Source organism: Streptomyces rubellus (genome assembly GCF_036323805.1).
In the GTDB taxonomy this organism is placed as follows: domain Bacteria; phylum Actinomycetota; class Actinomycetes; order Streptomycetales; family Streptomycetaceae; genus Streptomyces.
The window spans coordinates 73841-97302 of the sequence record NZ_JAZDCX010000026.1 but is presented as its reverse complement, the minus strand read 5'-3'; the positions used below and the strand labels follow the sequence as shown (position 1 = coordinate 97302).

Sequence of the window (23462 nt, the reverse complement as noted above, 5' to 3'; positions counted from 1 at the left end):
GGAGCTGCTCGGAGCCGAGCGGCTCCGTGACAGCCCGGAGAACATTACACGACAGGATGCCGTGCGCCAAATCGCTAGTCCTTGCCGCCCGAGGCCAGCTCGCGGCTGCGGTCGCGGGCCGCTTCCAGGGCCGCGATGAGGGCGGCGCGGACGCCGTGCTTCTCCAGCTCGCGGATGGCGCTGATCGTGGTGCCCGCCGGGGAGGTGACCGCCTCGCGGAGCGTGACCGGGTGCTCGCCGCTGTCGCGGAGCATCACCGAGGCGCCGATGGCGGCCTGGACGATCAGGTCGTGCGCCTTGTCCCGGGGCAGGCCGAGCAGGATGCCGGCGTCCGTCATGGCCTCCACCAGGAAGTAGAAGTACGCCGGGCCCGAGCCGGAGAGGGCCGTGGCGGCGTCCTGCTGACTCTCCGGGACGCGCAGCGTCTTGCCCACCGGCTTGAAGATCTCCTCGGTGCGGAGGAGGTGCGCCTCGGTGGCATGGGTGCCGGCGGAGATCACGGACATGCCCTCGTCGACCAGCACTGGGGTGTTCGGCATGACCCGGACGACCGGGGTGCCCTCGGGGAGGCGCTCCTCGAAGAAGGCGGTCGGAACGCCGGCCGCGACGCTGACGACCAGCCGGTCGGCGTGGGCGTGGGGGGCGAGCTCGCCCAGGAGTGCCGCCATGTCCTGCGGCTTGACCGCCAGGATGAGGGTGTCGGCGGTCTTGGCGGCCTCGGCGTTCGTGACGGCGGTGACGCCGTAGCGGGTCTGCAGTTCCTCGGCCCGCTCCCGGCGGTGCTCGGTGACCAGGAGGTCGGCGGGCGTCCAGCCCGCGCGGATCATGCCCGAGAGCAGGGCCTCACCGATCTTGCCTGCTCCGAGGATGGCGATCTTCTGGGTCATGGGAGGACTCACCTTGCCGGGATCCGGTGCGTACACGGTTGCGCCGCAATCCTCGCACCCGTTACGGGGTGGCCGCCTCGGCGTCCGACTGGCGGGCAGGGGCGTTCGGCGGCGTCCCGTGTGACGGACGTGGTCAGGCGGTGCGGCGGCGGAGGGTGACCGCGCCGAGGACGAGGACGAGGGCGGCGCTGCCCGCGACGACGGCCACGTCGCGGAGGAAGTCGCCGGTGACGTCGGTGCTGCGCAGCACCTCGTTCATGCCGTCGACCGCGTAGGACATGGGCAGCACGTTGGAGACGGCCTCCAGGACGGGCTGCATGCTGTCGCGCGGCGCGAACAGGCCGCACAGCAGGATCTGGGGGAAGATCAGCGCGGGCATGAACTGGACCACCTGGAACTCGGTGGCGGCGAAGGCCGAGACGAACAGGCCGAGCGCGGTGCCGAAGAGGGCGTCGAGCAGCGCGATCAGCAGCAGGAGCCAGGGGGAGCCCGCGAAGTCCAGGTCCAGCAGCCAGATCGCCACACCGGTGGCCAGCGCCGCCTGGGCCACCGCGAGCACGCCGAAGGCCAGGGCGTAGCCGAGGATCAGGTCGCCCTTGCCCAGCGGCATGGCCAGCAGGCGCTCCAGGGTGCCGGAGGTGCGCTCGCGCAGGGTGGCGATGGAGGTCACCAGGAACATGGTGATCAGCGGAAAGATGCCGAGCAGGGAGGCGCCGATGCCGTCGAAGGCCCGGCGGTCGGCGTCGAAGACGTGGTAGAGCAGGACCAGCAGCAGCACGGGCACGAACAGCAGGAGCGCGATCGTGCGGCGGTCGTGGCCGAGCTGGTGCAGTACTCGGCGGGCGGTGGCCAGGGTGCGCCGGGTGTTCATCGGGCCGCCTCCTTCGCGCGGGCGGTGTCGACCAGGTGGAGGAAGGCGTCCTCGATCGTCCCGGTGCGGGTGCGTTCACGCAGGGCGCCGGGGGTGTCGTCGGCGAGGACCCGGCCGGCGCGCATCAGCAGCAGCCTCTCGCAGCGGTCGGCCTCGTCCATGACGTGGGAGGAGATCAGCAGGGTGGTGCCGCGCTCGCCGGCCAGACGGTGGAAGAGGGTCCACAGGTCGCGGCGGAGCACCGGGTCCAGTCCGACGGTGGGCTCGTCCAGGACCAGCAGCTCCGGGCTGCCCAGCAGCGCGACGGCCAGGGAGACCCGGGAGCGCTGGCCGCCGGAGAGGTTTCCGGCCAGGGAGTCGGCGTGCGAGGTGAGGTCGACGTCGGCGAGGGCGCGTTCCACCTGGGTGTGGCGCTCGTCGCGGGACAGGCCGAGGACGGCGGCGAAGTAGTCCAGGTTCTGGCGGGCGGTGAGGTCCGTGTAGACGGAGGGGGACTGGGTGACGTAGCCGACGCGGGAGCGCAGCGGTGCCGTGCCGGCCGGGTGGCCGAGGACCTCCAGGGTGCCGGTGACCCTGGCCTGGGTGCCCACGACGGCGCGCATGAGGGTGGACTTGCCGCAGCCGCTGGGGCCCAGGAGGCCGGTGACGGTGGCGTACGGGACCTCGAAGGAGAGGTCGTCGAGGACGGTGCGGCCACCGCGTACGACGGTGAGTCCGTCGGCCCGGACGGCCGCCCCCGGAGAGTAATTCATCATGTGTTGAATAATGCTCCCGGGGTGTCGGCGGCGTCAAGCGCGACGGCGGCGGAGACGCGGGTGCCCCCGGCCCGGGGTCTTCCGGGACGGGGGCACACGGGGCGGCGGGTACGGCGGCGCGTCAGCGCTTCCGGCGGGTACGGCGCGGGGCGGAGCCGCGGCGGGCGGCGGGGTTGCCGCGCCGGGCGGCACGGCTCGCGCTGCGGCGCTCGTACCGCTCGACGGCCCGGTCGTACTCGGCGCGCCGCGGCTTCTCGCCCGGTGCCTCGACCAGGCTGCGCAGGGCGTAGGCGAGCAGGACGCCGAGGAAGCCCACCACCTTGATGGAGCGCATCGAGACGTCCGGCCGGTCGCGGACGGCGGGATCGGCGGGATCGCGGATGTAGTCGGTCAGGGTGCGGCTGAAGGCCATGGAGCAGGACAGCGCGAAGGCCACCACGAGCAGGATGCCGAGCACACTGCCGCCCTCGGTGAGGGTCGATCCCTCGTAGGCCAGCCGCAGCACCCAGGCCCCGGCGGCGGCGAGCGCGAACGCCCCGAGGGCGAGCACGATCCGGCGGACGTGGTAGCCACCGGAGTGGTCCACCCAGGTGGTGCCGTAGAAACGGATCGGCTCGGGCTCGGGGCGCTCCCGCGTCTCGCTCATGGTGTCGATTATGACGGCGGGGCTTCCGGCCGGACCGGGGGTGTCAGCCGAGCCTGTCGACGTCCCGCACCGCGCCCTTGTCGGCACTGGTGGCCATGGCGGCGTACGCGCGCAGCGCCGCGGAGACCTTGCGGTCGCGCGCCTTCGGGGCGTACCGGCCGCCCAGGGCCTCCCGGCGGGCGGCGAGGGTCGCCTCGCCCACCTTCAACTCGATGGTGCGGGCGGGGATGTCGATGGCGATCAGGTCGCCGTCCTCGACGAGGGCGATGGTGCCGCCCGCGGCCGCCTCCGGGGAGACATGGCCGATGGACAGGCCCGAGGTGCCGCCGGAGAAGCGGCCGTCGGTGATCAGCGCGCACTTGGCGCCCAGGCCGCGGCCCTTGAGGAAGGAGGTCGGGTAGAGCATCTCCTGCATGCCCGGTCCGCCCTTGGGGCCCTCGTAGCGGATGACGACGACGTCGCCCTCCTTGATCCGCTTGCTCAGGATCTTCTCGACGGCCTCCTCCTGCGACTCGCAGACGACGGCCGGGCCGGTGAAGGTGAGGATCGACGCGTCGACGCCCGCGGTCTTCACCACACAGCCGTCGACGGCGATGTTGCCGTGCAGGACGGCCAGTCCGCCGTCCTTGGAGTAGGCGTGCGCCACATCGCGGACACAGCCGCCGGCCGCGTCGGTGTCCAGCGACTCCCAGCGCTCGGACTGGGAGAAGGCGCTGGCGGAGCGGACGCAGCCGGGGGCGGCGTGGAACAGCTCGACCGCCTCCGGCGACGGGGAGCCGCCGCGGATGTCCCAGGTCTTGAGCCACTCGGCCAGCGAGTCGCTGTGGACGGTGTGCACGTCCTCGTTGAGCAGGCCCGCGCGGTACAGCTCGCCCAGGATGGCGGGGATGCCGCCGGCCCGGTGGACGTCCTCCATGTAGTAGGAGCCGTTGGGCGCCACCTTGGACAGGCACGGCACGCGGCGCGAGATCGCGTCGATCTCGGGCAGCCCGAAGTCCAGCCCGGCCTCCTGGGCGGCGGCGAGCAGGTGCAGGATCGTGTTGGTGGAGCCGCCCATGGCGATGTCGAGGGCCATGGCGTTCTCGAAGGCGGCCCGGGAGCCGACGGCGCGCGGCAGGACGGTCGCGTCGTCCTGCTCGTAGTGGCGCCGGGTGATCTCCACGACGGTGCGGCCGGCGTTCTCGTACAGCGCCCGGCGGGCGGTGTGGGTGGCCAGCACCGAGCCGTTGCCGGGCAGGGAGAGGCCGATGGCCTCGGTGAGGCAGTTCATCGAGTTGGCCGTGAACATGCCCGAGCAGGAGCCGCAGGTGGGACAGGCGTTCTCCTCGATGAGGGCCATGTCCTCGTCGGAGACGGAGTCGTCGGCCGAGTCGGCGATCGCGTTGATCAGGTCGAGCTTGCGGACGGTGCCGTCGACGAGGGTGGCCCGGCCGGACTCCATGGGGCCGCCGGAGACGAAGACGGTGGGGATGTTCAGCCGCATCGCGGCCATCAGCATGCCCGGAGTGATCTTGTCGCAGTTGGAGATGCAGATCAGGGCGTCGGCGCAGTGGGCCTCGACCATGTACTCCACGGAGTCCGCGATCAGGTCGCGGGAGGGCAGCGAGTAGAGCATGCCGCCGTGGCCCATGGCGATGCCGTCGTCCACGGCGATGGTGTTGAACTCCCGGGGGACGCCGCCGGCCGCCTTGACCGCCTCGCTGACGATCCGGCCCACCGGCTGGAGGTGGGTGTGGCCGGGGACGAACTCGGTGAAGCTGTTGGCCACCGCGACGATCGGCTTGCCGAAGTCCTCGCGCGCTACGCCGGCGGCCCGCAGGAGGGCGCGGGCACCCGCCATGTTGCGGCCGTGGGTGACGGTACGGGACCTCAGCTCGGGCATGCTGCTCCACTCCTTCGTGAGCCGGTGCGGACCTTCCGCGGGGCCGTGCGCGGCCATACGTGGACCGTGGCTGTCGAGCGTACGCCTCCGGGACCGGGATGCGGACGAAAAGTCCGGATCGTAAGACACGGTTTCCGCCCGGCGGGCGCGCTCCGCCCGCCCCTCCCGCCTCTCACCCTCCGCGGGGCCGCTCCCCCACCGGTCCGGTCAGCTGGTGCTGGACGGTCGGGGCCAGCCGGCCGGCCAGCTCCCCCGGATCCACGGAGGCCAGCGGCTCGACCTTGATCACGTAGCGCATGATCGCCGTGCCCACCAGCTGCGCGGCCGCCAGCTCCACCCGCAGCTCCCGGTCCGGGCCGTCCAGTTCCCGGGCGACGGTGGCCATCAGCTCCCGGGTCACCAGGGCGCGCAGGATCCGGGCCGCGGTCTCGTTGTTGACCGCCGAGCGGACCAGGGCCAGCAGCGGTTCGCGGGTGACCGGGTTCTCCCACACCCCGAGGAAGAAGCGGGTGAGCTGGGCGCCCAGGGTGCCGGGGGTGTGCGCGGGCAGGGCGCGCAGGCCCTCGCTGGCGGGGGCGAAGGAGACCTCGACGGCCGCCTCGAAGACCTGCTCCTTGGTGCCGAAGTAGTGGTGAACCAGCGCCGGGTCGACGTCCGCGCCGCGGGCGATGGCCCGGATGGAGGCCTTGTCGTAGCCGCGCTCGGCGAACTCGGTGCGGGCCGAGGCCAGGATGCGGTCCCGGGCGGCCTCCCCGGCCGCCGCGCGGGCGGCCGACGTGGGGCGGCCGCGGCGGCGTACGGGCGGGGCGGTACGGCCGGAGGATCCGGTCCCGGGCTCGGTCCCGGGGCGTCCGGGACCCCCGGGGTGTCCGGCGCCGCTCACGGCCCGGCCGTCCGGGGCGCGGCGGCGAGGTGGGCGCGGGTGTAGGCCAGCGCCTCGGCGAGATCCGCCTCGCGCTCGGCCGGGGACATCGCGCGGCGGGTGTTGACCTCGACCACCACGTTCCCGTCGAAGCCGCTCGCCGCCAGGTGCTTGAGGACCTCGGCGCACGGCTGGGTGCCCCGGCCGGGCACCAGGTGCTCGTCCTTGGCGGAGCCGTTGCCGTCGGCGATGTGGAGGTGCGCCAGCCGGTCGCCCATGCGGTCCACCATGGCGAGGGTGTCGTTGCGGGCGGTGGCGGTGTGGGACAGGTCGAGGGTGAAGTGGCGGTAGTCCTCCTCGGTCGGGTCCCAGGCGGGGGCGTAGGCGAGCATCTCGCGGTCCCGGTAGCGCCAGGGGTACATGTTCTCGACGGCGAAGCGGATGTCGGTCTCGTCGGCCATCCGCCACACGCCCCGGACGAACTCCCGGGCGTAGGCGCGCTGCCAGCGGAACGGCGGGTGCACCACGACCGTGTCCGCGCCCAGCTTCTCGGCGGCCTCGCGGGAGCGCTGGAGTTTGCTCCAGGGGTCCTTGGACCACACCCGCTGGGTGATCAGCAGACAGGGGGCGTGCACCGCGAGGATCGGCACACCGTGGAAGTCGGAGAGTCTGCGCAGCGCCTCGATGTCCTGGCTGACCGGATCGGTCCACACCATGACCTCGACCCCGTCGTAACCGAGGCGTGCGGCGATCTCGAAGGCCGTCGCCGTGGTCTCCGGGTAGACGGAGGCCGTGGACAGGGCGACCTTCGGTTCCGGCTTCGGGAAACGCACCGCTGGATCGACCACGCAGAACAGCCTACGGCGCGCGGCGGAGATCCCCGGGTCCGCGGCGGCCGTTCCACGCCCCGGCGGGCGGGGTTGTGGGCAAGCTCACGGCACCGCCCCGGCCGTCAGCCGGCGGGGGCGGCGGCGGCCAGGGTGTCCAGCCGGCGCAGGATGACGCCCTCGCGCAGCGCCCAGGGGCAGACCTCCAGCCGCGCCACGCCGAAAAGGTCCATGGCGCCCTCCGCCACCAGGGCCCCCGCCAGCAGCTGCCGGGCCCGGCCCTCCGAGACCCCGGGGAGCCGCGCGCGCTCGGCGGTGGGCATGGCGGCCAGCTTGGGCACCCACTCCTCCAGCGCGGCGCGGTCCAGCTCGCGCTGCGTGTACATGCTGCTCTCGCCGTTGCCGGGGGAGCCCGCCAGCCGGGCGAGCTGCTTGAAGGTCTTGGAGGTGGCGACCACGCGGTCGGGGGGCGCCAGCCGGCTGAAGTCGCCGACCACCTTGGCGATCTCGTGCCGTACGTGGCGGCGCAGCGCGCGGACGTCGGCCGGGGCGGGCGGGTCGCCGGGCAGCCGGGCGGCGGTGAGCCGGCCCGCGCCCAGGGGCAGCGAGGCCGCGGTGTCGGGCTCCTCGTCGATGCCGTAGGCGATCTCCAGCGAACCGCCGCCGATGTCGACGACCAGCAGCCGGCCGGCCGACCAGCCGAACCAGCGGCGGGCGGCCAGGAAGGTCAGCCGCGCCTCGTCCTCGCCGGACAGCACCCGGAGCGCCACGCCCGTCTCGTCGGCCACCCGCCGGAGCACCAGATCGGCGTTGGCGGCGTCCCGGACGGCGGAGGTGGCGAACGGCAGCAGGTCCTCCACGCCCTTGTCCTCCGCCACCTCCAGCGCCTCGCGGACGGTGGCGACGAGCCGCTCGATCCCGTGGGGGCTTATGGCGCCGTCGTCGTCGAGGAGTTCGGCCAGGCGCAGTTCCGCCTTGTGGGAGTAGGCGGGCAGGGGGCGGGCGCCGGGGTGCGCGTCCACCACCAGCAGATGCACCGTGTTCGAACCCACGTCGAGGACACCGAGTCTCATAAGGGGCCACGCTACTGCGACCGGGTGAGGACCATGGACCGGGCGGGGGTGCATACCCTGGGTGCGTGACGAAGACGAAAACGGCGAACTCCTACAACCCAGACAGCGGCCCGGACGACGACCCGGGCAGTGACTCGGGCGGCGGCCGGAACGTGGGGGGTGAGCGGCGCCGGGCGGCGGGCGAGGAGGTCCCCCTGGAACACGCCCGGATGTGGGTGGAGTTTCCGGACCCGGCGGACGAGGAGCAGGTGTTCCGCTGTGACCTGACCTGGCTGACCTCCCGCTGGCACTGCGTCTTCGGCCAGGGGTGCCAGGGGATCAGCGCGGGGCGTGCGAGCGACGGCTGCTGCACGCTGGGCGCACACTTCTCCGACGAGGATGACGAGAAGCGCGTGGCGGCGCACGTGGCGCGGCTCACTCCCGAGCTGTGGCAGTTCCACGCGGAGGGCACATCCGGGCGCGGCTGGACCGAGGTGACCGAGGACGGCGAGCGGCAGACCCGGCTGCACCGGGGCGCGTGCATCTTCCTCAACCGGCCCGGCTTCCCCGCCGGATCGGGCTGCGCCCTGCACACGATGGCGCTGCGGGAGGGGCGCGAGCCGCTGGAGACCAAGCCGGACGTGTGCTGGCAGCTGCCGATCCGGCGCACCTTCGAGTGGGTGGAACTGCCGGACGGCGAGCAGCGGCTGTACGTCTCGATCGGCGAGTACGACCGCCGCGGCTGGGGCCCGGGCGGGCACGACCTGCACTGGTGGTGCACGGGGGCGCCGTCCGCGCACGGTGCGGGCGAGCCGGTGTACGTCTCGTACCGGCCGGAGCTGACGGAGCTGATGGGCCCGGCGGGGTACGAGCGGCTGGTGGAGCTGTGCGAGGAACGGCTGGCGGCGCAGGCGCCGCCGGTGCCGCACCCGGCGGACGGCGGGCCCGGTCAGCCCTGCTGACCGGGCCCGGGGCCGGCCTCCCCGGGAAGGGGTGCGGAGGGCTCGGCGGGCGGCGGGTCGGAGGGCTCGGCGGGCGGTTCGGCCGGGGGCTCCTCGGCGGGCTCCCGCGTCGGCTCGGGCTCGGCCGGCGGCTCCTCGGCGGGCGCCGGGGCGTCCCCCTCCCCCCGGCTCCCCTGCCCCCGGAGGGTGACCACCGCCTTCGCCGGATCGACCGCGATGCGGGCGCTCCACGCGCCCGCGGGCTCCCGGCCCCGGTCCACGGTGACCGTGACGGTGACCGACTCGCCGGGCCGCAGTGTCCCCCGGGTGCGGCTCAGCCGCAGCCAGGAGGCGTCCGTCCGGGCCGTCCAGCGGACCCGCTCGCCGCCCGAGGCGGTGAGGACGACGAGGGTGGCGCCGCCGGCGGGCCGCGCCCCGACGGTCAGCCGGCCCGGCCCCGTGCGGTCGTCCCGCCCCGGTGCCTCCCCTTCTCCCGGCCCTTCCGGTCCCCCCGGCCGGTCCGGGCCGCCCGCGGAGCCCTTCCGGCCGTCCACGCCGGTCACGTCGACGTCGACGCGAACACCGCCGCTCCCGTCCCGGAGGGTGTCGCTCCCGGGCCGGCCGCCGTCCCCGTGGGGGGCGCCGTGCCGCCCGCCGGAGCCGCCCCGCTCGGCCGCCGAGACCTGGGTCCCGCCCGGACCGCCGTCCTCCGGTGTGCCCCGGTACGCCGTCCACAGGGCCAGCGCGGGGGCGGTGACGAGGGCCGCCACCACCACGGCGACCGCGGCGCGGCGGCGCAGCCGCGCGAAGTGCTCGGCGCGGCCCCCCGGGCCGGCGGGGAAGCCGCGCCGGTCGAAGCGCGGGACGCGGCGGCTTCGGGCACGCTGCGCGGCGAGCGTCGCGGCGCGCACCTCCTCGACCGGCGCCCTCAGGACGGTGAGCGCGCCGGCGTCCGCGGGAGCGGTGCCCGGCCAGGGACCGCCCGCCAGGACCCGCTCGGCGGTGCGGCGGCACTCGCCGCACTCGTCCACGTGCCGCACCAGCTCCCGGCTCAGCGTGCTGTCCAGCAGCATCTCCCGGCCCTCGGCGAGCCGGGCGACGGCCGGGCAGCCGCCCCGGTCGACGACGGCGAGCGCGGTGCGGGTGCGCTCCACCTCGCAGGCGCCGCTGGACAGCAGCAGCCCGGCGGCGTCGTGGCCCAGCCCGAGTACGGCGGCGACCTCGTGGACCGGCAGCTGGTGGCGTACCGCCAGCTCCAGGGCCTCGCGCTGCTCGGGACCGGTGCCGGCGGCCTCCGGCCAGGCGAGCGAGGCCAGTTCGCGGCGGCGCTCGGTGGCGAGGGGGCCGGTGGCCTCGGCCGGCTCGGGCAGCCCCGGCCGCTCGGCGAGCCGCCGCAGGCAGGTCCACCGGGCCAGCGCGTACAGCCAGGCCCGGTGCAGTGCGGTGTCGGCCGGGGCGCGGCCGCGCCGGCGGCGCCGGTCGGCGACGGCCAGCGCCTCGCCGAGGACGGCGACGGCCGCCTCGTGCTCGCACATGACGGACAGGCAGTAGGTGAACAGCCCGTCCAGATGGTCCATGCAGAGGTCGGGGGACTCCCCCGGCCGCGGCGCGGTGCGGTGCGTGCCACGGTGCGCCGGGTGTGCGCCGGTGGTGTGCGTGGGGTGCTCGCGCCGAGTGTTCATCACCCAGCCGACCGTAGGCGGAAGGCCGGGGCTCACCGGCCCTGCTCGGGTGGGTTTAACCCTTACGGGTGACCATCGGCGGTGGAACACGGGAGGCGCGGCACGGAACCCGCGGCGCGGAGCGGCCCGGACGGCGTCCGCCGCCGGTCCCGGTGTCCGGTGGCCGGAACCGGGCCGGACCGGCGGCCGGGACCGGTTGTCAGCCGCTCCGGCTACCGTGAGGCCATGGCTGCCCGCAAGTCGTCCGCGAAGGACCGTCCCGCCTACCGCTGCACCGAGTGCGGCTACACCACCGCCAAGTGGCTCGGCCGCTGTCCGGAGTGCCAGGCCTGGGGCACCGTCGAGGAGAGCGGCGGCACCCCGGCCGTCCGCACCACCGCGCCCGGCCGGGTCTCGTCCCCCGCGCTGCCCATCGGGCAGGTGGACGGGCAGGTGGCCACCGCGCGCGGTACGGGTGTGCCCGAGCTGGACCGGGTACTGGGCGGCGGGCTGGTGCCCGGCGCGGTGGTGCTGCTGGCGGGCGAGCCGGGCGTGGGCAAGTCGACGCTCCTGCTGGACGTGGCGGCCAAGGCGGCCGACGCCGAGCACCCCACCCTGTACGTCACCGGTGAGGAGTCGGCCGGGCAGGTGCGGCTGCGGGCGGACCGGATCGGGGCGATAGCCGACCACCTGTACCTGGCCGCCGAGACGGACCTGGCCGCGGTCCTGGGTCATCTCGACGAGGTCAAGCCCGGGCTGCTCGTCCTGGACTCGGTGCAGACGGTGGCCTCTCCCGAGATCGACGGCGCGCCGGGCGGGATGGCGCAGGTGCGGGAGGTGGCCGGGGCGCTGATCCGGGCCTCCAAGGAGCGCGGGATGTCCACGCTGCTCGTGGGCCACGTCACCAAGGACGGCGCCATCGCCGGACCGCGGCTGCTGGAGCACCTGGTGGACGTGGTGCTGCACTTCGAGGGCGACCGGCACGCCCGGCTGCGGCTGGTGCGCGGGGTGAAGAACCGCTACGGAGCGACCGACGAGGTCGGCTGCTTCGAGCTGCACGACGAGGGCATCACCGGTCTGGCCGATCCGTCGGGGCTGTTCCTCACCCGCCGCGACGAGCCGGTGCCCGGCACCTGTCTGACCGTCACCCTGGAGGGCCGCCGTCCGCTGGTGGCCGAGGTGCAGTCGCTGACGGTGGACTCCCAGATCCCCTCGCCGCGGCGCACCACCTCCGGGCTGGAGAACTCCCGGGTGTCGATGATGCTGGCCGTGCTGGAGCAGCGCGGCCGGATCAGCGCCCTGGGCAAGCGGGACATCTACACCGCCACCGTCGGCGGGGTGCGGCTGTCGGAGCCCGCCGCGGACCTGGCCATGGCGCTCGCGCTGGCCAGCGCCGCCAGCGACGTCCCGCTGCCGAAGAACCTGGTGGCGATCGGCGAGGTGGGGCTGGCGGGCGAGGTCAGGCGGGTCACGGGGGTGCAGCGGCGGCTGGCCGAGGCGGCCCGGCTGGGTTTCACCCACGCCCTGGTGCCGGCCGATCCGGGGAAGGTGCCGGCCGGGATGCGGGTGCTGGAGGTCGCGGACATCGGGGAGGCGCTGCGGGTGCTGCCCGCGCGGCCCCCGCGGTCCGCGCGGGCCGGGGAAGGGGACGCCGGACGGCCCGGCGGACAGGGCTCCGGACGGGGCGACGGCTGACCCGTGGCCCGGCGCCTCGGCCCGTCCGGGCGGAGCGCACCACACGGGGCCGACTACCGCCGGTAGACTTTGCCCTGGTCTCGCCCGTACGTACGCACGACCAGAAGGAGTGCCGTGGCAGCCAACGACCGGGCAGCAGCCGGCGCCGACGGCCTGTTGCGCGCCTCACTGAGCGCGGTCGCGCCGGGCACAGCCCTGCGCGACGGCCTGGAGCGCGTCCTGCGGGGGAACACCGGCGGACTCATCGTGCTGGGCATGGACAAGCACGTCGAGGCGCTGTGCTCCGGCGGTTTCGTGCTGGACGTCGAGTTCAGCGCCACGCGGCTGCGCGAGCTGTGCAAGCTGGACGGCGCGCTGATCCTCGACAAGGACATCACCAAGATCGTGCGGGCGGGCGTACAGCTCGTCCCGGACGCCTCGATCCCGACGGAGGAGACCGGCACCCGGCACCGCACCGCGCAACGGGTGTCGATCCAGACGGGTTTCCCGGTGGTGTCGGTCAGTCAGTCGATGCGGCTGATCGCCCTGTACGTCGACGGCCAGCGGCGGGTCCTGGAGGACTCGGCGGCGATCCTGTCCCGGGCGAACCAGGCGCTGGCCACGCTGGAGCGGTACAAGCTGCGGCTGGACGAGGTGGCGGGCACCCTCTCCGCGCTGGAGATCGAGGACCTGGTGACGGTCCGTGACGTCTCCGCGGTGGCGCAGCGGCTGGAGATGGTCCGGCGGATCGCCACGGAGATCGCCGAGTACGTGGTGGAGCTGGGCACCGACGGACGGCTGCTCTCCCTCCAGCTCGACGAGCTGATCGCGGGTGTGGAGCCCGAGCGCGAGCTGGTCGCCCGCGACTACGTGCCCGAGCCGAGCGCCAAGCGGTCCCGCACGGTCGGCGAGGCGCTGGCCGAGCTGGACCGGCTGACCCACACCGAGCTGCTCGAACTGCCCACCGTGGCGCGGGCGCTGGGGTACAGCGGGTCCCCCGAGACACTGGACTCCGCGGTCTCGCCGCGCGGTTACCGGCTGCTGGCGAAGGTGCCCAGGCTGCCGAACACCGTGATCGAGCGGCTGGTGGAGCACTTCGGCGGGCTGCAGAAGCTGCTGGCCGCGAGCGTCGACGATCTGCAGACCGTCGACGGCGTGGGGGAGGCGCGGGCCAGGTCGGTCCGCGAGGGGCTGTCGCGGCTGGCGGAGTCGTCGATCCTGGAGCGGTACGTCTGACGCCGGGTCACTCACGGCGGTACGGCCGCGTCCCGCCGGGCGCCGTACGCGCCCGGCCGTCACCGTCCCCCACCTCCGGTCCGCCGGCCGGTCCCGCGGTCCTTCGGTCCGTCAGTCCTTGGTGAGCACGAACGAGGTGCGGGCCTTCTCCAGCCCCGCCACCTGGGCCTCGACCAGATAGGTGCCCGCCTTGGCGGCGGCGCCCGGGGTGGCGCACCCGGCCGGATCGCTGTGCCGGCGGTCCCACTCCAGGGTGCGGACGGCCGTTCCGCCCGCCGGGACCCGGTAGTGGGCCGAGCGGGCGCCCTTCGGGCAGTCGTCGGACTGCCATACCTTCTTGTCGCCCTTGCCGCCCTTGTCGTCGTCTCCGGCCTCGATGACGGTGAAGACGGTGGCGCCGCCGCCGAAGTCGACCTTGCAGGCGCTGTCGCCCCCGTTCCGCACGGTCAGCCGGAAGACGGGCTTCTCGCCCGGCGCGTACCGGTTCTCGGTGCTGCGCAGGGTCGTCTCGACCGAGCCGGGACGGCAGTCCGGCAGTGGGGAGCCGGCCGGGACGGCCTCGGCGCCGCCCGAGACCCCGGTGTCCGCGCCGCCGGCGCCCGAACCGGCGGCGCCGTCCGGGCCGGCACCGTCCGAACCGCCGCCGTTCGCGCCGGAGTCACCGGTGCCACCGCCTCCGGAGCCCGTACCGCCCCGGGCGCCGTCGGTGTCGCCACCGCCCGTACCGCCGGTGCCGCCACCCACCTCCTCCTCGCGTCCGCCGGGGCGTTCGCTGATCAGTGACTCGGAGGAGGTCGGCCCGGGGGTGATGGAGCTGACGGTCCCGTCGCCGCCCCGCTCCCGGCCCTGGTCGTCACCGCCGCCACCGCCCGGGCCGCCGGATCCGACGGCCCATATGACGAGCAGCGCCAGGCACAACAGGAGCGCAAGCACAACCGCCCTTCGCCGCCAGTAGATCGAGGAAGGCAGGGGCCCGACCGGTTTGCGCAGAGATCCCACGCGGAAACCTTACGAGACATCAAGAGCCCCATGGTCCTCACCCGCCGTACCGGCGGACAACTTTTATGATGATCGGCCGGGCGTTTCCCGGCGGCCGCCGGAGGCGACACCCGGATGTGGCCGCGTGTGATCGCATGAGCACTTTCCGTACCGTTCGGGCATGAGCAGCGATCTCCATGCCTCTTTCCTTCCGCGCTTCCCCTCGCACACCGGCGCCGGCGCCGGCGACGGCCTCTACCGCGAGGTCACCGGCTTCGCCGCGGGCGCTCCCGGCTGGGCGCACACCCTCGCCGAGCACGGCACCGGGGGTGGGCTGCTGGTGCTCGCGGCCGTGCTGGCGGTGGCGTGCTGGCGGGTGCGGCGTTCCGGACCGCGAGTGCTCGCCCGGGCCCTGCTCGGCCCGGTGGCGGTGGCGGTGGCGTACGGCCTCAGCGAGACCGTCAAACTGGTCGTGCGGCAGGAGCGGCCGTGCCGGGCCGTGGCGGACGCGGCGCCCGCGCTCGCCCCCTGCCCCGCACCGGGCGACTGGTCCTTCCCCAGCAACCACGCCACCCTCGCGGCCGCCTCTGCGGTGGCCGTCGTGCTCGTCTGGCGGGCGGCGGGCTGGCTGGTCCTGCCGCTGGCCGCGCTGACGGCGTTCTCCCGGGTGTTCCTGGGGGTGCACTACCCGCACGACGTGGCGGCGGGCGCGCTGCTGGGCGCGGCCGTGGTGCCGCTGGTGGCCGGGGCGGCGGCACGGCCGACGGCCGTACTGGTGGAGCGGGCGCGCGTACGGCTCGGCCGTACCGAACCGGTGCCGTAGGCGCGGCGGCGGCCCCGGGACCGGCCGGCACGGGCGCGGGACCGGAGTGCCACCGCCACGGCATACCGCAGAACGGGTGCGGCATGCGGTACGACGGGTGGTGCCGACCGCCCACCGGCGCGGGCCGCTGCGTTGCCGCGCTCTGTCGTGTCAGGATCGGAAGCGCCATGACTGCGACCACATCCGAGCACAGCGCCACCGGTCCGACCACGGCCGGCCTCCGTTCCCCCGACTCCCCCGCCCCCACCGACCTCCACACCCCCGTCGTCGAGTGGTTCGACCACCACGCCCGCGACCTGCCCTGGCGCCGCCCCGAGGCGGGCGCCTGGGGGGTGATGATCAGCGAGTTCATGCTCCAGCAGACCCCGGTCAACCGGGTGCTGCCGGTGTACGAGCAGTGGCTCGCCCGCTGGCCCCGTCCCGCCGACCTGGCCGCCGAGCCGCCGGGCGAGGCGGTACGCGCCTGGGGGCGGCTCGGCTATCCGCGCCGCGCGCTGCGGCTGCACGGCGCTGCCGCCGCCATAACGGAACGGCACGGCGGTGACGTGCCGCGCGAGCACGCCCAGCTGCTCGCGCTGCCGGGCGTGGGCGAGTACACGGCCGCGGCCGTCGCCTCCTTCGCGTACGGCCAGCGGCACGCGGTGCTGGACACCAACGTCCGGCGGGTCTTCGCCCGCGCCTTCGGCGGCCGCGAGTTCCCGCCGACCGCCACCACCGCCGCCGAACGCCGCCTCGCCCGGGCCGTCCTGCCCGAGGAGGACGCGATGGCGGCCCGCTGGGCGGCGGCGACGATGGAGCTGGGCGCCCTGGTGTGCACGGCCCGCAAGCCGGACTGCGGGAACTGTCCGATCATGGACCTGTGCGCCTGGCGCCGGGCGGGTTCGCCCGCGCACGACGGGCCGCCGCGCCGTACCCAGAGTTACGCGGGCACCGACCGCCAGGTGCGCGGCAGGCTGCTGGCCGTGCTGCGCGAGGCGGTGGACCCGGTGCCCCGGGCCGTCCTGGACCGGGTGTGGGACGAGCCGGTGCAGCGGTCCCGCGCCCTGGACGGGCTGGTGGCGGACGGACTGGTCGAGCCGCTGGAGGGCGGTGTCTACCGGCTGCCCCAGAGTCGGCCGCGAACCATCTGAAGGGCTGCCGGAGGGCAGCCGGCAGACAGCCGAGAGACAGCCGGAAGAAGGTGCGGCCGCCACGGCGGCCGCACCGCCGTACCCGCCCCCCTCCCGCACTCACGGTGATGTTCCGCCGTGACATCCGCCTCTTCGTCACGCTCTGTTCGGACGGCGTGTTTTCCGCACCTCGCTGACCAGGTGCCATCACCCTCGGTCCCGGACCCGCTCCCCGGTCGTTACACAACCGCCGGACAGCCGTGCACTGTCCGTGCTCCCGCCGTGGGGCCGCCCGCAACACCGCCTCCCTAGCGTCTCTGTCCGTACCGGCCACAGCGGGGCCGCCGACCACGGAACCCGCTCGATCAGGGGGAGACAGCATGAGCACGGCGACGGCGCCCCAGACGTTGGACTTCGAGGAGTACGTCCGGACCAGGCAGGACGCCCTGCTGCGCAGCGCCCGCCGGCTCGTCGGCAACCCGGTGGACGCCCAGGACCTGCTGCAGACCGCGCTGACCCGCACCTACGGCCACTGGGACGGCATCGCGGACAAGTCGCTGGCGGACGCCTATCTGCGCCGGGTGATGATCAACACCCGCACCCAGTGGTGGCGTTCCCGGCGCCTGGACGAGATACCCACCGACATGCCGCCGGACGTGGCCAGCATGGAGGACGGCACCGAGCAGCACGCCGACCGGGCCCTGCTGCTGGACATACTCCAGGTCCTGGCCCCCAAGCAGCGCGGTGTGGTCGTGCTGCGCCACTGGGAGCAGCTGAGCACCGAGGAAACGGCTGCCGCACTGGGTATCTCACCCGGTACTGTCAAGAGCACTCTGCACCGTGCACTGGCGCGGCTTCGCGAGGAGCTGGAGAATCGCGCCCGCCGGGAACACGGTGACGAGGACGGCCGCCCCTCCGGACACCGGGGCACCGTCGGAAGCAGCGCGGACTGCAACAGGGCGCAGCGGAACGGCAGGCGCTGAGACGGCACCGACCACCGGAGCGGCAGGGCCGGCGCGGCCGCCGGGAGCGGAGGAGGAGGCGGGTGCGTGAGGCCAGGAGACGGCCGGTGGTGTCGGTGACCTCCGGCACCCGGACGGCGGTGGCCCGCGCCACCGCCGTCCTCCTGCTGTCGGCCACCGTGCTGACCGGATGCGGCGGCGGCAGCGGGGTGCGCATCGAGACGTCCGTCACCACCACCGCCGAAGCACCGCGCTCCAAGGCGTCGCCGCTGCCCGCCGGCCCGCGGCCCTCCCCGCCGGCGGAACCGCCGGCCGAGTCGCTGCCCCACGCGCCGGTCCTCTCGCCGCTGCCCACCGGCGCCCAGCCCATCAGCCCGCCGAACACCGGTGGGGAGCTGGACGTCCTCACCCTGCTGCGCGAGGACCCCAAGGTCGGCGAGGGCGTCAAACGGGCCCTGCGGCCGTGCTCGGCCGAGACCTGGCCGGTGGACGTGGCGTACGGAAGGCTGACGGGCGACGAGCACGGACCGGATATCGTGATCAACGTCTTCGACTGCACCGACAACATGGGTCTGGGCAGCTACGTCTACCGGCAGAGTTCCAACGGGCAGTACATCGGCGTCTTCGCCGACGAGACCCCGCCCGTGCGCGCCGAGACGAACGGCGCCCTGCTGGACGTGACCCACCAGGTCTACGCGGAGGGCGACCCGGCATGCTGCCCTTCCGGCCACTATGTGGTCAGCTACGGCTGGCGGCAGGACCGGTTCGTCGAACTGGCGCGCAGGCACCGGTCCTTCGGCGAGCTGATCGCGCCGGAGCCGGAGCCCCGGCGGACGGTCGTCGAGGATGTGTCCGGCGGGTTCACCGGTGCGGACGGCACGAGGACGACGGGGACGACGGGAAGAACCGGTCCGGGAGCGGGCCAGGAGGGTTGAGCGGATCCGATGGCCGATACACACGTGCTCTTCGTCGAGGACGACGACGTCATCCGGGAGGCCACCCAGCTCTCCCTGGAGCGCAACGGTTTCACCGTGACGGCCGCCGCCGACGGCCTGGACGGTCTGGCGGCGTTCCGCTCCCGGCACCCCGACATCGCGCTGCTGGACGTGATGCTGCCGGGCCTGGACGGGGTGAGCCTGTGCCGCCGGATCCGCGAGGAGTCGCTGGTGCCGGTGATCATGGTGTCGGCGCGGGCGGACTCCATCGACGTGGTGCTGGGCCTGGAGGCCGGTGCCGACGACTACGTGACCAAACCGTTCGACAGCACCGTGCTGGTCGCCCGCATCCGCGCGGTACTGCGCCGCTTCGACCACGCGGCGACCGCGTCCGCCGGGCAGGACGGCGGCGGTGGCGCCGCCGGCCCGGGCACCCTGCGGTTCGGGGATCTGGAGATCGACACCGAGGGCATGGAGGTGCGGCGCGACGGCGCACCGGTGCTGCTGACCCCTACGGAGATGCGGCTGCTGCTGGAGTTCTCCGCCGCCCCGGGCACGGTGCTCAGCCGCGACCGGCTGCTGGAGCGGGTGTGGGACTACGACTGGGGCGGCGACACCCGGGTGGTGGACGTCCATGTCCAGCGACTGCGCGGCAAGATCGGACAGCGGCGCATAGAGACGGTCCGCGGCTTCGGCTACAAGCTGAGGGGCTGAGCGGCGGATGGACCCGCTGGATCTGCTCGTCGGCCCGCGCCCGCACCGGCGCCTGCTCCAGACCCTCCCCAGGTTCCGGCCGCTGCGGGAGACCGCCCGCCGCGGCCGGCGGTGGGTACCGCGCACCGGGCTGCGCTGGAAGCTCAGCACCGCCATCGCCATCGTCGGCGCGCTGGTGGCGCTGGTGCTCAGCCTGCTGGTGCACGGCGCCGCCCAGTCCTCGATGATCAACAGCAGTCGTGATCTCCAGGACGAGCGGCTGCTGACCGTCCAGCGGGTGCACGAGTCCACGGGCCGCATCTCCCTCGGCGCCGAGATCGACGATCCCGGGCTGCCCGAGCCGCTGCGGAAGGCCGTGGCCGGGGGCGAGCGCGCCACCTTCGTGACGGAGGGCCACGGCGAGTACCTCGACGTCTGGGCGGCCACCCTGCTGCCCGACGGCCGGGTGCTCTCCCTGCGCACCCGCTACACCGACCGCTACACCGTCCTCGCCGACCTCGACCGGGCGCTGGTGTTCGGCTCGGTGGCGGTGGTGCTGGGCGGCACGGTGCTGGGCGTGCTGATCGGCGGACGGCTCTCCCGCCGACTGCGCCAGGCGGCCGCGGCGGCGGGCCAGGTGGCCGAGGGCGAGACCTGGGTACGGGTGCGGGACTCGATCGGCGACCGGGTGCGCGACGAGACCGACGAGCTGGCCCGCGCCGTCGACCGGATGGCCGAGGCGCTCCAGCAGCGGCTGGAGGCCGAACGCCGGGTAACCGCCGACATCGCCCACGAACTGCGCACCCCGGTGACCGGTCTGATCGCCGCCGCGGAGCTGCTGCCCCCGGGACGTCCCACCGAACTCGTCCGCAACCGGGCCCAGGCGCTGCGCACCCTGGTGGAGGACGTACTGGAGGTCGCCCGGCTGGACGGTGCCGCCGAGCGCGCCGAACTGCAGGAACTGGCGCTGGGCGAGTTCGTCGCACGCCGGGTGCACGTGATGGCGCCCGACGCGCGGCTGAACATCACGCGGGAGTCCGTGGTGACGACCGACCCGCGCCGGCTGGAGCGCATCCTCGGCAACCTCCTCGCCAACGCCGCCCGCCACGGCCGCGGTCCCGTCGAGGTCGCGGTCGACGGCCGCCGGATCCGGGTGCGCGACCACGGCCCCGGCTTCCCCGAGGAACTGCTGGCCGAGGGGCCGAGCCGGTTCCGCACCGGCAGCCCGGACCGCGGCAGCGGGCACGGCCTGGGGCTGACGATCGCGGTGGGACAGGCCCGGGTGCTCGGCGCCCGGCTCACCTTCCGCAACGCCCGGCCGAACGGTGCGGTGGCCGCCCTGTGGCTCCCCCACACGCCGCCGGACGCCCGGCTGGTGTGAAGGAGCCCGCGCCCGCCCCGTACGGGAGGCGCCTCGTACGGGAGGCGGCCCGCTCGGGAGGCGCCGCCGTCAGTCGCAGACCTCCGACCACTCCTTGTCCGGGTCCAGCCAGTCCTCGCGGCGCTGGGTCAGCGCGTACCGGTTGCCGGAGGTGTCCCGGAAGACCGCCTCGATGCCGTACGGCCGCTCCCGCGGCTCCTGGACGAACTCCACGCCCCGTGCCCTGAGCTTCTCGTAGGTGCCGCGGCAGTCGTCCGTCCGCAGCGCCCCGGCGCCCAGCACCCCCTTGCCGACCAGTCTCGTCAGGGCCTCGACCGACTCCGGGTCGAGACCGGGGGCATCCGTGCGCACCAGGGTCAGCTCGACGTCCGGCCGGTCCCCGACACCGACCGTGACCCAGCGCGTGCCGTCCACGGTGATGTCACCGCGCAACTCGAAGCCCAGCTTCTCGACGAAGAACCGCAGATCCCGGTCCTGGTCGGTGGACCAGACGGTGACCGCGGACATTCCCTTGATCATGGTGTGCTCCCGAAGCCGGTCGTGGACCCGTGCTCTCACCCCCTTGCTTCTCCGCAATCACACTCCCCGAACCCAGCTCTCCGATGCTCGTGCACGGCCCTGCCGGCCGCCCTACGATCTCCCCGGGAAGAGCCTGAGAAGCCCACGGGGGGAGCCATGGACGCCGCGACCGTCGGGGCGCGGCTGGCGGCGGGCGCCGTCGCGCCGCTGGTGCGGAAACTGCTGGTGCGGGAGGGCCCGGGCGCGGGACTGGCCGACCGGCCGGTGCGGCTGAGCGGCCGGCTCTCCTTCCGGGGCGAGAAGCGCACCCTGGGCGAGAAGGAGCTGGAGAAGCTCGCGGACGAGCTGGTGGCGCGGGCCGTCGAGCCGCTTCCGGCAGCCGAGCGGCTGCCCGCGCACGAGGAGCGGGCCACCGCCCACGCCCTGGCCCGCACCCTGTACGCGCTGGGCGATCTGGACATGGACGACGTCCAGGCGGTCGAGCTGGGCGAGCGGGAACTGGCCCGGCGACTGCGCGCGGCGGCCGGGGAGCCCACCCGGGACCTGGCCGGGGGCGCGGCCGTCCTGCACGACGCGCTGCTGGAGGCCGCCTGCCGCCAGCTCCTGCACTTCTTCACCCAGCGCTCCACGTTCATCCCCCGCACCCTGGTGGAGCAGACCCGGCGGCTCGCGGCGCTGGAGGCGAGCCTGTCCCCGGCGGCCGGGAGGGCCCGCGCCCTGGCCGCCCGCTCCGCCGAGGACGCGGCGTTCGAGCGCCGGTACGCCGACTACGTCGCCCGTAAGCACAGCCGTCTGACGATCTACGGTCTGGACCTGGCGCACTCGCGCGAGTGGCGGCTCGACACGGCGTTCCTGTCCCTGGAGGCGAGCCGGGACGACGGCGCGGGCGAGCAGCCGGTCCCGGTCCGCACCGACCGGATCCTCACCGGCCGCACCCGGGTGCTGCTGCGCGGGGCGGCCGGCTCGGGCAAGACCACGCTGGTGCAGTGGCTCGCGGTGACGGCGGTACGGTCGCCGGACGCGGAGGACGTACCGCACCCGGAGCTCACCGGCCGCGTCCCCTTCGTCCTGCCGCTGCGCGCCTTCGCCGCCACCGGCGGGCTGCCCACCCCCGACCGCTTCCTGGAAGCGGTGCGCTGCCCGCTCGCCGGGGCCCAGCCGCCGGGCTGGGCGGACCGGGTGCTGGCGGACGGGCGCGGACTGCTGCTGGTCGACGGCGTGGACGAGATCCCCGAACGGGAGCGCGAGGAGACCCGCCGCCGGCTGGACGACCTGCTCGGCGCCTTCCCGGACAACCTCTGGCTGGTCACCTCCCGCCCCTCGGCCGTGCGCGACGAGTGGCTGGCCTCCCAGGGCTTCGGTGAGCTGTCCCTGACACCGATGGACCGGGACGACGTGGCGGCGTTCGTGACGCGCTGGCACACCGCCGCCGGGGCGGACCCCGAGATGGCCCGTTCCCTGCTGACCGCCCTGCGCACCAAGCAGGACCTGGGCCGGCTGGCCACCAACCCGCTGATGTGCGGCCTGCTGTGCGCCCTGCACCGCGAGCGCCGGGGCTTCCTTCCGCAGAGCCGCCGGGACCTGTACGAGGCGGCGCTGTCGATGCTGCTGGAGCGCCGCGACGTCGAGCGCGGCATGCACCGGGACGGTGATCTGCGGCTGGCCAAGGAGCCGCAGATCACCCTGCTGCAGAAGCTGGCGTACTGGATGGTGCGCAACGACCGCGCCCAGATGGACCGCGCGGACGCACTGGCCGTCCTGGGGGACGCGCTGCCGATGATGGCGTACCTCGAGGCCGGCCCGGAGGAGGTGCTGCGGTACCTGCTGGAGCGCAGCGGCCTGCTGCGCGAGCCCGTCGCGGGCCGGGTCGACTTCGTCCACCGCACCTTCCAGGACTACCTGGCGGCGAAAGCGCTGGTGGAGGCCCGCGACTTCCCGTGGCTGGTGGACAACGCGGACCGGACCGAACTGGAGGACGTGGTGCGGATGGCCGTCGCCCACGCCCGCCCGGACGAGCGCGCCCGCATCATCACCGGGGTGCTCGGCGATGTCCTGGGCGAGGGCACGGCCGTCCGCCGTGTGCTGCTGGCACTGGCCTGCTTGGAGCAGGCCACCGAGCTGGATCCCACGGTGCGGGAACAGGTGCGCTCCCTCGCCGGTGAGCTGCTGCCACCGCGGGACCCACGCACCGCTCGCGCCCTCGCCGACTTCGGCGGGCCACTCGTCCTGGAGCTGCTGCCCGGCCCCGAGGGGCTGCCGGACGAGGTGGCGGAGGCGGTCGTCGTCACCGCCACCCGTATCGGCACCGACGCGGCACTCCCCCTGCTCACCCGGTACCGGAGCCATCCCTCACTCGGCGTGCGCCGCCAGCTCGCCTGGTCCTGGCACCGCTTCGACCGCGAGACCTACGCCGAGGAGATCCTCGCCCACCTCGACGAGGAGGATCTGTACTTCTCCGCCCGCAGCACGGACGACCTGCGCGCTCTGCGCGCGCTGGGCGGCCGTTCCCGTATCCAGTACCGGTGCTTCTCCCTCAAGCCCGCACGCCTGATCGACAACATCGACGCGGGCACGCTGACCCATCTGTGGATCCGTGCCGATACATACTCACCGGACTTCTCCTGGCTGGAGGTCTTCCCCCGGCTGCGAGTCCTGGTGACGAGGCTCCGGTCGGTCGAGAAGCTGCCTCCGGGCATCGAACTCCGCTCCGAGCCCTGATTCACCCACCCACACACCCGCGGCCCGGGACCCCTTCCGAGGTCCCGGGC

General features: G+C 74.4%; 21 protein-coding genes. 10 read left to right on the top strand and 11 right to left on the bottom strand.

The genetic code is table 11. The annotated features are described in order from the left end of the window. Positions 1 to 74 precede the first annotated feature (74 nt). The 8 genes from proC to V1L54_RS24970 all read right to left on the bottom strand — a co-directional run bounded on the left by proC (position 75) and on the right by V1L54_RS24970 (position 7803). Complete coding sequence (gene proC, locus V1L54_RS25005; protein ID WP_330120377.1) at positions 75 to 887, bottom strand: pyrroline-5-carboxylate reductase; 813 nt, start codon at positions 885 to 887, stop codon at positions 75 to 77. 133 nt (positions 888 to 1020) lie between these two features. Further along, the gene (locus tag V1L54_RS25000) at positions 1021 to 1758 is read right to left on the bottom strand and encodes an ABC transporter permease (protein WP_330120376.1); all 738 of its coding nucleotides are present in this window, start codon (positions 1756 to 1758) and stop codon (positions 1021 to 1023) included. After that, the gene (locus V1L54_RS24995; RefSeq protein ID WP_330120375.1) at positions 1755 to 2513 is read right to left on the bottom strand and encodes an ABC transporter ATP-binding protein; all 759 of its coding nucleotides are present in this window, start codon (positions 2511 to 2513) and stop codon (positions 1755 to 1757) included. The genes V1L54_RS25000 and V1L54_RS24995 overlap by 4 nt, the downstream gene beginning before the upstream one ends. 121 nt (positions 2514 to 2634) lie before the next feature. Next, positions 2635 to 3159, bottom strand: coding sequence for a hypothetical protein (locus V1L54_RS24990; RefSeq protein ID WP_330120374.1), 525 nt, complete (start codon positions 3157 to 3159; stop codon positions 2635 to 2637). 43 nt (positions 3160 to 3202) lie between these two features. Continuing rightward, positions 3203 to 5041 (bottom strand): dihydroxy-acid dehydratase, encoded by a 1839-nt coding sequence (ilvD, locus tag V1L54_RS24985; protein WP_330120373.1) that lies wholly within the window; start codon positions 5039 to 5041, stop codon positions 3203 to 3205. Between the two features lie 172 nt (positions 5042 to 5213). Next, the gene (locus tag V1L54_RS24980; RefSeq protein ID WP_443076782.1) at positions 5214 to 5924 is read right to left on the bottom strand and encodes a TetR/AcrR family transcriptional regulator; all 711 of its coding nucleotides are present in this window, start codon (positions 5922 to 5924) and stop codon (positions 5214 to 5216) included. Next, positions 5921 to 6751, bottom strand: coding sequence for a sugar phosphate isomerase/epimerase family protein (locus V1L54_RS24975; RefSeq protein ID WP_330120372.1), 831 nt, complete (start codon positions 6749 to 6751; stop codon positions 5921 to 5923). The genes V1L54_RS24980 and V1L54_RS24975 overlap by 4 nt, the downstream gene beginning before the upstream one ends. Before the next feature lie 104 nt (positions 6752 to 6855). After that, complete coding sequence (locus tag V1L54_RS24970; RefSeq protein ID WP_330120371.1) at positions 6856 to 7803, bottom strand: Ppx/GppA family phosphatase; 948 nt, start codon at positions 7801 to 7803, stop codon at positions 6856 to 6858. 209 nt (positions 7804 to 8012) lie between these two features. On the opposite strand from V1L54_RS24970, the gene V1L54_RS24965 reads away from it, so the two are divergent. Then, on the top strand, positions 8013 to 8744 hold the full coding sequence (locus V1L54_RS24965) for a DUF3109 family protein (protein ID WP_330120383.1): 732 nt from the start codon (positions 8013 to 8015) through the stop codon (positions 8742 to 8744). Here V1L54_RS24965 and V1L54_RS24960 read toward each other — a convergent pair. Continuing rightward, complete coding sequence (locus V1L54_RS24960; RefSeq protein WP_330120382.1) at positions 8732 to 10405, bottom strand: BACON domain-containing protein; 1674 nt, start codon at positions 10403 to 10405, stop codon at positions 8732 to 8734. The two genes, V1L54_RS24965 and V1L54_RS24960, sit on opposite strands and share 13 nt — an antisense overlap. A 225-nt stretch (positions 10406 to 10630) precedes the next feature. Here V1L54_RS24960 and radA point away from each other — a divergent pair, with 225 nt between their 5' ends. Together radA and disA are read left to right on the top strand one after the other, a co-directional pair. Further along, a complete protein-coding gene (gene radA, locus V1L54_RS24955) occupies positions 10631 to 12079 on the top strand; it encodes a DNA repair protein RadA (RefSeq protein ID WP_330120370.1) in 1449 nt (482 codons plus the stop codon). Between the two features lie 114 nt (positions 12080 to 12193). Continuing rightward, a complete protein-coding gene (gene disA / locus V1L54_RS24950; protein ID WP_330120369.1) occupies positions 12194 to 13294 on the top strand; it encodes a DNA integrity scanning diadenylate cyclase DisA in 1101 nt (366 codons plus the stop codon). Between the two features lie 111 nt (positions 13295 to 13405). Here disA and V1L54_RS24945 read toward each other — a convergent pair whose 3' ends face one another. After that, positions 13406 to 14227, bottom strand: a complete 822-nt coding sequence (locus V1L54_RS24945; RefSeq protein WP_330120368.1) for a hypothetical protein — start codon at positions 14225 to 14227, stop codon at positions 13406 to 13408. Between the two features lie 226 nt (positions 14228 to 14453). Here V1L54_RS24945 and V1L54_RS24940 point away from each other — a divergent pair, with 226 nt between their 5' ends. From V1L54_RS24940 to V1L54_RS24915, 6 genes are all read left to right on the top strand, one after another. Beyond that, a complete protein-coding gene (locus V1L54_RS24940) occupies positions 14454 to 15095 on the top strand; it encodes a phosphatase PAP2 family protein (protein WP_330120367.1) in 642 nt (213 codons plus the stop codon). Between the two features lie 167 nt (positions 15096 to 15262). After that, a complete protein-coding gene (locus V1L54_RS24935) occupies positions 15263 to 16225 on the top strand; it encodes an iron-sulfur binding domain-containing protein (protein ID WP_330120366.1) in 963 nt (320 codons plus the stop codon). 359 nt (positions 16226 to 16584) lie between these two features. Beyond that, positions 16585 to 17187, top strand: coding sequence for a SigE family RNA polymerase sigma factor (locus V1L54_RS24930; RefSeq protein WP_330120365.1), 603 nt, complete (start codon positions 16585 to 16587; stop codon positions 17185 to 17187). A gap of 62 nt (positions 17188 to 17249) precedes the next feature. Beyond that, on the top strand, positions 17250 to 18101 hold the full coding sequence (locus V1L54_RS24925) for a hypothetical protein (protein ID WP_330120364.1): 852 nt from the start codon (positions 17250 to 17252) through the stop codon (positions 18099 to 18101). A 9-nt stretch (positions 18102 to 18110) separates the two neighbouring features. Continuing rightward, positions 18111 to 18815 carry a two-component system response regulator CseB gene (gene cseB, locus V1L54_RS24920; RefSeq protein ID WP_330120363.1) on the top strand — a complete coding sequence of 235 codons (705 nt, stop codon included), beginning with the start codon at positions 18111 to 18113 and terminating at the stop codon, positions 18813 to 18815. A gap of 7 nt (positions 18816 to 18822) precedes the next feature. Then, a complete protein-coding gene (locus V1L54_RS24915) occupies positions 18823 to 20175 on the top strand; it encodes a sensor histidine kinase (RefSeq protein WP_330120362.1) in 1353 nt (450 codons plus the stop codon). 69 nt (positions 20176 to 20244) lie between these two features. Here V1L54_RS24915 and V1L54_RS24910 read toward each other — a convergent pair whose 3' ends face one another. Continuing rightward, positions 20245 to 20694 carry a VOC family protein gene (locus V1L54_RS24910; protein ID WP_330120381.1) on the bottom strand — a complete coding sequence of 150 codons (450 nt, stop codon included), beginning with the start codon at positions 20692 to 20694 and terminating at the stop codon, positions 20245 to 20247. A 156-nt stretch (positions 20695 to 20850) separates the two neighbouring features. Here V1L54_RS24910 and V1L54_RS24905 point away from each other — a divergent pair, with 156 nt between their 5' ends. Next, positions 20851 to 23412: an NACHT domain-containing protein gene (locus V1L54_RS24905; protein WP_330120361.1), complete on the top strand. Its 2562-nt coding sequence runs from the start codon at positions 20851 to 20853 to the stop codon at positions 23410 to 23412. Positions 23413 to 23462 lie beyond the last annotated feature (50 nt).